General features: G+C 62.5%; 8 protein-coding genes and 1 pseudogene. 6 read left to right on the top strand and 3 right to left on the bottom strand.

Translation table 11 applies throughout. The features are described from left to right. Positions 1-198 (top strand): annotated as a pseudogene (locus tag AAAB16_RS17360) (endonuclease/exonuclease/phosphatase family protein); the annotation flags it as partial. Positions 199-300: 102 nt separating this feature from the next. Here AAAB16_RS17360 and hrpB read toward each other — a convergent pair. Continuing rightward, on the bottom strand, positions 301-2,835 hold the full coding sequence (gene hrpB / locus AAAB16_RS17355; RefSeq protein ID WP_340664441.1) for an ATP-dependent helicase HrpB: 2,535 nt from the start codon (positions 2,833-2,835) through the stop codon (positions 301-303). Between the two features lie 153 nt (positions 2,836-2,988). On the opposite strand from hrpB, the gene AAAB16_RS17350 reads away from it, so the two are divergent. Beyond that, positions 2,989-3,408 carry a polyribonucleotide nucleotidyltransferase gene (locus AAAB16_RS17350; RefSeq protein WP_340664440.1) on the top strand — a complete coding sequence of 140 codons (420 nt, stop codon included), beginning with the start codon at positions 2,989-2,991 and terminating at the stop codon, positions 3,406-3,408. Beyond that, positions 3,405-4,298, top strand: a complete 894-nt coding sequence (locus AAAB16_RS17345) for a cation diffusion facilitator family transporter (RefSeq protein WP_340664439.1) — start codon at positions 3,405-3,407, stop codon at positions 4,296-4,298. The genes AAAB16_RS17350 and AAAB16_RS17345 overlap by 4 nt, the downstream gene beginning before the upstream one ends. Before the next feature lie 62 nt (positions 4,299-4,360). On the opposite strand, the gene AAAB16_RS17340 is transcribed toward AAAB16_RS17345, so the two are convergent. After that, positions 4,361-5,545, bottom strand: coding sequence for a DUF6515 family protein (locus AAAB16_RS17340; protein WP_340664438.1), 1,185 nt, complete (start codon positions 5,543-5,545; stop codon positions 4,361-4,363). 436 nt (positions 5,546-5,981) lie between these two features. On the opposite strand from AAAB16_RS17340, the gene AAAB16_RS17335 reads away from it, so the two are divergent. Both AAAB16_RS17335 and AAAB16_RS17330 read left to right on the top strand, forming a co-directional pair. Next, the gene (locus tag AAAB16_RS17335; RefSeq protein WP_110617247.1) at positions 5,982-6,461 is read left to right on the top strand and encodes an Lrp/AsnC family transcriptional regulator; all 480 of its coding nucleotides are present in this window, start codon (positions 5,982-5,984) and stop codon (positions 6,459-6,461) included. A gap of 109 nt (positions 6,462-6,570) precedes the next feature. After that, positions 6,571-6,774 (top strand): DUF2788 domain-containing protein, encoded by a 204-nt coding sequence (locus AAAB16_RS17330; RefSeq protein WP_110617246.1) that lies wholly within the window; start codon positions 6,571-6,573, stop codon positions 6,772-6,774. Positions 6,775-6,889: 115 nt separating this feature from the next. Here AAAB16_RS17330 and AAAB16_RS17325 read toward each other — a convergent pair whose 3' ends face one another. Beyond that, positions 6,890-7,501 (bottom strand): pseudouridine synthase, encoded by a 612-nt coding sequence (locus tag AAAB16_RS17325; protein WP_340664437.1) that lies wholly within the window; start codon positions 7,499-7,501, stop codon positions 6,890-6,892. A gap of 141 nt (positions 7,502-7,642) precedes the next feature. Between AAAB16_RS17325 and AAAB16_RS17320 the strand changes: the two genes are divergently transcribed. Further along, the coding region (locus AAAB16_RS17320) for an alcohol dehydrogenase catalytic domain-containing protein (protein ID WP_340664436.1) at positions 7,643-8,308 on the top strand (666 nt) is incomplete at its 3' end.

Genomic DNA, 8,308 nt, shown 5'->3' with positions numbered 1-8,308 from the left:
GGTCCGGATCAAGCTGCCTGGTACACCCACTACCCCAACGACCCACAAGCCAGCGGGCCAGACCGCACCCTCGACTACCTCTTCCACAGCCCGATGTTGGCGCGCGTGGCGGCGAATGTGCGGCAGGTGGATACCTTGCGCATCTCCGATCATTTGCCGCTGATAGCGCGGTTTTTGTTGCCGGAAAAACACGACTAAACCTTAGGGTGTGCCGGTACGCGCACGGTGTGCGCACCACTCGATATTCGCGCTGTCGCCATGGTGCGCACAGCACACCCTACAAAACTGCCGCCACACGGTTTACTTCCGCGGTTTAGCCCGCGCGGTCGGCTCGGCAATCAACGGGTCATCCGGCCAGTAGTGCTTGGGGTAGCGTCCCTTCAGTTCCTTCTTCACTTCGGCATAGGTGTTGCGCCAGAAGCTGGCCAGGTCTTGGGTGACTTGCACCGGCTTGCGCCCCGGTGACAGCAAGTGCAGTTTCACCACCTGGCGGCCGCCGGCAATGCGCGGCGTATCGGCCAGGCCAAACAGTTCCTGCATACGCACGGCGAGCACGGGTGGTTCTTCGTTGTAGTCGATGCCGATGCGCGAACCCGAAGGCACTTCCACCGCCTTGGGCGCCAGCTCTTCCAGGCGTTGTGGCAGCGGCCAGGGCAGCAGGGTTTGCAGCATGTTGTGCAACTCCAGGTTGCCGAAGTGGCTTAGGCGGGTGACTTTGCCGAGGTAAGGTTGCAGCCATTTTTCCAGCCCGGCCAACAACGCGGCGTCGCTGACATCGGGCCATTCGCTGCTGTCGCCCTGAGCCAGGTCGAGCCGGCGCAGCAAGGCAATACGGGCCTGCCACTGGCGCTGTTCTGAGGTCCAGGGCAGCAGCTCTAAACCTTTGCGTCGCACCAGGCCAAGCAAGGCGCGGCTGCGGGTGGCTTCGTCGAGGTCTTTAAGCGGTTCGCGGTTCAGCACCAGCTCGCCAACCCGCCATTGCCGTTCAGCCTTGAGTGCGCCTTCGCGTTCGTCCCATTCCAGTTCTTCGCGCACGGTTACTTGCTCGCGCAATACGCTGTCGAACAACTGCGGGTCGAGGTCGGCGGCCAGATAGATCCGTTCTTCACGCTGGCCCTGGCGGCTGCCCAGTTCGGCCACCACCAGCCAAGGCTGTTTCATCAACGCATCGGGCTCACCGAACTGCGCGGCGCGGCCGTTGGCCAGGCGGTACTCGCCACCACCGGCACGGCGCTGTTGGGCAACGCGATCGGGATAGGCGAACGCCAGCAAGGCGCCGAGCCAGCGCGGGTGATCCGGGTCGCTGACCTGCTCTGTCGGCTTACCACGCAAGTAGCTTTTAAATTGTTTGGCCAATTGCCGAGCACGTTGTACACCGCCCTGCCCGCCTCGGTGCCCGCGCTCTTCACCGCTCAGCAAGGCCAACCGGCTGTGCAAGTCGGCACCACCGCCGCGTTGGATATCCCGTTCGCCGAGCAAGGCGGCAACATCGCAAGCGAGACTTCCGAGCCCCAACGCCTGGCCGCGCAAGAGTAAATGGGCGATACGCGGATGGGCGGGCAACTCGGCCATGGCCTGACCGTGCGGCGTTAATTGGCCGTTGTTCTGCAACGCTCCGAGACGCACCAGCAAGTCTTGCGCCTGGGCATAGGACGCACTCGGCGGCGCATCCAGCCAGGCCAGTTCGGCAGGTGTTACACCCCAGCGCGCCAGTTGTAGCGCCAGGCCGGCGAGGTCAGCTTGAAGAATTTCGGCGCTGCCATAGGCGGCCATTTGCTCGTGCTGCGCCTGCGACCACAAGCGATAACAGGCGCCCGGCTGTAAACGGCCAGCTCGGCCGGCGCGCTGGGTGGCGCTGGCGCGAGAGATACGCTGGGTGTCGAGACGGGTCATGCCGCTGCCGGGGTCGAAGCGCGGTACCCGGGCAAAACCGGCATCTACCACCACGCGCACGCCGTCGATGGTCAGGCTGGTTTCGGCAATATTGGTGGCCAGCACCACTTTGCGTTTGCCCGCAGGCGCCGGTTCGATGGCGGCACGTTGGGCACTAAGGTCGAGTTCGCCATGCAGCGGACAAAGCAGAATGTCGCTGCGCCCCTGCAGCGCTTCACCGAGCTGATCGTTAACGCGACGGATCTCACCCTGCCCCGGCAAAAACACCAGCACGCTGCCAGGCTCGTCGTTCAACGCCTGCAATACGGTTTGCACCACACGCGGCTCAAGGCCTTCTTTGGCATACGGGCCGCCCGGTTGAAACGGCCGCCCCCAATGGGTTTCCACCGGGAACATGCGCCCTTCACTGCGCACCACCGGCGCGTTGTCGAGCAACGCCGAAAGCCGTTCGCCCTCCAAGGTCGCGGACATCAACAGCACTTTTAACGGCGGCTCGTCACGCAGCAAGGCGCGGCCATTGAGGGTCAACGCCAGGGCCAGATCAGCATCCAGACTGCGCTCGTGGTATTCGTCGAAAATGACCAGGCCGACCCCTTCCAGCGCCGGATCTTCCTGCAAACGTCGGGCGAGAATGCCCTCGGTCACCACCTCGATTCGGGTGGCCGCGCTGACGTTGCTTTCCAGGCGAATGCGATAACCGACCGTGCCACCAACCACTTCGCCCAGCTCACTGGCCAAGCGCTCCGCCGCGGCACGCGCGGCCAGGCGGCGCGGTTCGAGCATGATGATCGACTGCCCGGCCAACCAGCTTTCGTCTAGCAGCGCCAGCGGCACGCGGGTGGTTTTACCGGCGCCGGGCGGCGCTTCCAGCACGGCTTCGTGGCGCTCGGCGAGGGCGGCGCGCAGGGCGGGTAAAACGGCGTCGATAGGCAGTGGCGTCAGGGACATGGAAAAGTCATTGGCAACGTTCAGAGTAGGCTGGCGAGTATAACGGCGAACGGCCGCTGCCCACTCGCGGTCTTAGCCTTGCGCGCTTGCTGCGGTCGGCGTGCGCGGCTTGTATAGTTGCCCCACTTTTCCATGGAGGTAGTTGTTATGCGCGTTAGGTCTCGTGTTGTTGGCGGTGCATTGATCGTTGCCTTGCTCACCCAGTTGAGCGCGTGCGGCAGCATCTTTTTCCCGGATCGTCGCGGGCAGATCGAAGGCAAAATCGACCCCGTGGTGGCGGGCCTCGATGCCATTGGTTTGCTGTTCTATATCATCCCCGGCCTGATCGCCTTCGGCATCGACTTTGCCACCGGCGCTATCTACTTCCCCGAAGGCCAGAGCGCGCAAATCGACCCACAAAAACTGCAAGACACCATCGGCAGCGACGGCAAGGTCGACAACGTGCGCCTCAAAGCGCTGATCGAACAGGAAACCGGCCGCAGCTTGCCGCTGGATGACCCGCGCCTGATCCAACGTACCGGCAGCCTGCAACAACTGGCCGCGCTGGGTCTGCAACCGGCCGCATGAAACTGAGCGCGGCGCACGAGCGCCTTCTTCGCCAAGCCACGCTGGCCTCACTGACAGTCGCCTGTACGCTGATTGTCGCCAAAGGCGTGGCCTGGTGGCTGAGTGGTTCGGTCAGTCTGCTGGCCGGCTTGACCGACTCGCTGCTGGATGGCGCGGCGTCGCTGCTCAACCTGCTGGCGGTGCACTATTCCTTGCGCCCCGCCGACGACGATCACCGTTATGGCCATGGCAAAGCCGAAGCGTTATCGGCCATTGCTCAGGCGCTGTTTATTGCCGTGAGTGCGGTGCTGGTGGCGGTTCAGGCGGTGGAACATTTGCGCCACCCCGAACCGCTGGGCTCACCAGAGCTCGGCATCGCCGTAATGCTGCTGTCGCTGGCGTTAACGGTGGCGTTGCTGGCGTTCCAATACCATGTGATTCGAGTGACCGGCTCCACCGCCATTCGCGCCGACTCGCTGCACTACCGCTCCGACTTGCTGCTCAACAGCAGCATTCTGCTGGCGCTGGTATTGGCCTGGTTTGGTTGGCAGCAGTTGGATGCTTTATTCGGCTTGGGGATTGCCGTCTACATCCTCTGGAGCGCGGTGCAAATTGCCCGCGAAGCGGTGGCGGTGTTGATGGATGAAGAGCTGCCGGTGGATGTCAGCGCCGACATGCTCACTATCGCCTGCCAAGTGCCTGGCGTGCTTGGCGCCCACGACCTGCGCACGCGCATTTCCGGCACCCATTGGTTTGTGCAACTGCACCTGGAATTGCCCGGCGCGCTAAGCCTGACCGAAGCCCATGGGCTGTGCGAGCAGGTAGAGGCGGCGATTATTGCCGCCTACCCGCGAGCCGAAGTGCTGGTGCATGCCGACCCGCAGGAAATCGTGAAAAAAACCGCAACGTAGGGTGTGACCGGTGCGCACCAATACGCCGATTTATGCCGTGGTGCGCGCCACCGTCGCTACGGTTAGTTCACGCTGTAACCGCGCCCTGCCAGACACGCCCCGAGCGAACGACGGTAAACATCCGCCACGTTAGCTGTCGGTGCGTAGGTCGCCTGTGAGGGGTCGAAGCCGCTTTGGTTAACGGCCCAACGGTGGCAGTCGTAACGGTCCTGAGCCTGTTGCGCCTGGCTTTGGCCATTGGCCGGATAAGCCACCACGTCATAGCCATTGCCCTGCCAACCATTGTTGCTGGTGACTTGCACCGGTGGGCTGGCGACTACGTATTCCTGACGGTCGGCCTCGTACAGGTAGTAGGTGCCGGCAGCGATAAAGTACAACGCGCTGCCAATCCACAACTGCTCGGCATACGACGGCAAGGTACGCACGCGCACCCCATAGGGCGGCGTGACGACGATATAGCTCGGACCATAAGGGCGGTACCAATAGCCGTCGGCGTAGTAGTAGTCGATACCGCCATGGGGCACGCGCCAACGGCCGGCGGGAATGTTGTTAACCCGATAGCCCGGCTGCCAATGCGGGCCTGAACCCCAACCGCCGCCAGGGCGCCCGCCGTTCCACTGATTACCCTGCGGCGGTTTGCCGCCGGAAATCTGTCCCGAGCCTTGCCATTGCTGGCCGCCGTTGCCTGGGCGGCCATGGTTGTCGTCATCGTCGCGGCCGCCGTGGTAGCCACCACCGTTGTAGCCGCCGCCATAACCGCCGTTGTTATTTCCGTTGTTATGGCCGCCGTTGTTATGGCCGCCGTTATGGTCATTGTTCCAGCCGTTGCCGCCGTGATTATTGCCACCGCCGTTACCGGGGTTGGCGGGCTTCTGCCCGCCGCCGGTTTGCGAGGACGGGATCGGGCCGCCCTTGTAGTTGTCGACGAACTCGCGACGATCATTTTGTTTCTGCACCGCCGCTTCACGCTCACGTTGCGCGGCTCTGCCGGCGTTGGACTGGCGCTCTTGGTTTTGCGGTGGTTGCTGCTGGGGTGGGCGAGGGTTCTGCTGACCGCCGCCCTGGTTACCGCCACCTTGGTGACCACCTTGATAGCCGCCGCCCGAATTGCCACGGCCTTGATCGCGCTGCGGGCCACCGCCGCCCATGCCCGGCCGGCCATCCGGCACGTCATCGGCCAGCGCATTAGCAAACATCGCCAAGGACAGCACGCTTACACCTGCCAGGCGCCAGATCTGCGACTTCATGACTTTCTACTCCGGGGGCGGCTGCCGTCGTTATTGAGCGGCGAGCATTTGTAGCCGATTGGTATCAGCTTCGACAACGGGGGTTTACGGAGTTGCAGCCAGCGCAAAATTCTCCCTTTCTTACAGGCAAAAGAAAGGGAGGCCCGGGCCTCCCTTGATATCTCGTCCGCTGCTGGCGATTGTGTCGCTGCCTGTGTCGCCCGCCTGGTTGGGCAGTGCGGACCCGGTGGCCGTAACGACCCGGTGGGGTCGGCGGCTCGGCGCACCTGATTGGGCGGGCCGGGTGGACTTGCGTCCGGGTCATTTAACTTGGGTGAAAGCTTAAGCCCGCACGCGCGACAGAGGATTGCGAATATTGCTGATTGAGTTATGACTTGCGCAATCTTTAGCTCATAAAGCACCATGTTGCGCAATCAGAAATGAAAGGGGCGCTATCTTGAACAACCTCGACCGCTACGACCTGAATATTCTTGCCGAATTGCAGCGTGATGCGCGCATCTCCAACCAGGAGCTGGCCGAACGCATCGGCCTGTCGCCCTCGCCCTGTTCGCGGCGGGTTAAACAGCTGGAAGACGACGGCTATATCCTCCGTCAAGTCGCCCTGCTGGACCGTAAGAAACTCGGCCTGAGCCTGACCGCCTACGTGAACATTGGTATGGACCGCCACACACCGGAGCGCTTTGAGCATTTCGAGTCGGTGATCAGCCAATGCCCGGAAGTGCTGGAATGCAGCCTGGTCACCGGCATGGACGCGGATTACCAACTCAAGGTGGTGGTGCCGGATATGGACCACTACCAGAAATTCCTCTTAGGCCAACTCACCCGCATCGAAGGCGTGACCAGCGTGCGTTCGAGCTTTGTGCTCAACCAAGTGATTTCCAGCACCCAGTTGCCCTTGCAACACCTGCGCACCTGAGGCGACGAACCTCAGGCCCGCACGCCATGTGCTGACGTATAATCGCCGCCCTTGACCCGGCGCAGACGCCTGGGCGCACTGTTTAAGATTGGCCAAACCCGAGGTTGTAATGGAACCGGAAAAGTTTGAAGAGTGGATGATGATCATCCTGGTCGGCGGCCTGGTGATGTTTATGGGCTTTATCGTTTACGACCTGGCGAAAAAATCCAAAGCCGGCAAATACGGCACCATGGTCTTGTTTCTCGCCCTGGGCCTGGGCGTGTTGGGCTTTATCATCAAGACCGTAGTGATCGGAAGCCTGGAAGGCTTCTAGAGCCCGGCGACATATCAGCAAAACTGGATCCCCGCCTTCGCGGGGAAGACGCAGGTTTCTAATCCAGCTCCGTCGCCCCCGCGAAGGCGGGGGCCCAGAATTGTTCAGGCAGGCGCTATAGAACGGCGTCCACTTCTTTCCACTCCCCCAGCCCCAACCCGTCAATACTCCACGGCCCAATCCGCACCCGCACCAGGCGTAGGGTCGGCAACCCGACCGCCGCTGTCATGCGCCGCACTTGCCGATTGCGCCCTTCGCGAATCACCAATTCCAGCCAGGCGGTGGGAATGCTTTTGCGAAAACGCACCGGCGGGTTGCGCGCCCATAGGTCCGGCTCTGCCAAGTGCCGCGCCTCGGCCGGCAAGGTCGGCCCGTCATTTAATTGCACGCCGTCGCGCAGCTGCTGTAGCTGCTCTTCGCTCGGTTCGCCTTCCACCTGCACCCAGTAGGTTTTCGCCAGCTTGTGTTTGGGGTCGGCGATGCGCGCTTGCAGTTGGCCGTCGTTGGTCAGCAGCAACAGGCCTTCGCTGTCACGGTCCAGACGCCCGGCCGGGTACACGCCTGGCACCGGAATAAAGTCTTTAAGCGTGCTGCGGCCCTGCTCATCGTTGAACTGGGTGAGCACATCGAACGGTTTATTAAACAGCAGCAACTTGGGCTCGGCCGGCGGTGCTTTGGCGACGCGGCGGGGAGCTGGCTTGGCAGGCGGGCGCGGGGGACGGGACATGGGTATTCCGGGCAGAAAAACGGGCGGCACAGTGTAACCCGAGGCCATGGATGCACCATCAGCCTGGCTTATCTCGCTTCATCAATTGGCGTCTATGGTTATGCTGCTGCGCTGCGCCCTCTAACAAAAAGGAAGCCTTGCATGAGCACCTCCGACGTTCAGACATTCACCGGCTGGGCCGCCACCGCGCCCAACGCCCCGCTCGAAGCCTACGCCTACGACCCAGGCCCACTCGGCGCCGAAGAGGTGGAAGTGGCGGTGGAGTTTTGCGGCATTTGCCATTCCGATCAGTCGATGATCGACAACGAGTGGGGCCGCACCCGCTACCCATTTATTCCCGGTCATGAAGTGGTCGGCAAGGTGGTGCGCGTTGGCGATCAGGTTCGCGGTTTAAAGCTTGGCCAACGCGTGGGCATCGGCTGGAACAAGGGCAGTTGCATGCACTGCGCTTCTTGCATGGAAGGCTCGCACCAGCTGTGCCGCACCGTGCAACCGACCATCATTGGCGGCAACGGCGGTTTTGCCGATCGCCTGCGCGCGCACTGGGCCTGGGCGATCCCGATTCCAGAAGCCATCGACCCCAGCCTGGCCGGCCCGCTGTTCTGCGCTGGCTCCACCGTGTTCAGCCCACTGGTTGAGCTGGATATCAAACCCACCGACCGTGTCGGCGTGGTCGGCATCGGCGGCCTTGGTCACCTGGCGCTGAAATTTCTCAATGCCTGGGGCTGTGAAGTCACCGCGTTCACCTCCTCGCCTAGCAAGCAGGAAGAAGCCAAGCGCCTCGGCGCGCACAACGCAGTGGCCTCC

The sequence above is a fragment of the Pseudomonas sp. genome (assembly GCF_037994325.1).
Lineage (GTDB): Bacteria > Pseudomonadota > Gammaproteobacteria > Pseudomonadales > Pseudomonadaceae > Aquipseudomonas.
The sequence above is the reverse complement of the archived record's forward strand: the minus strand, read 5'-3'. Positions and strand labels throughout refer to the sequence as shown.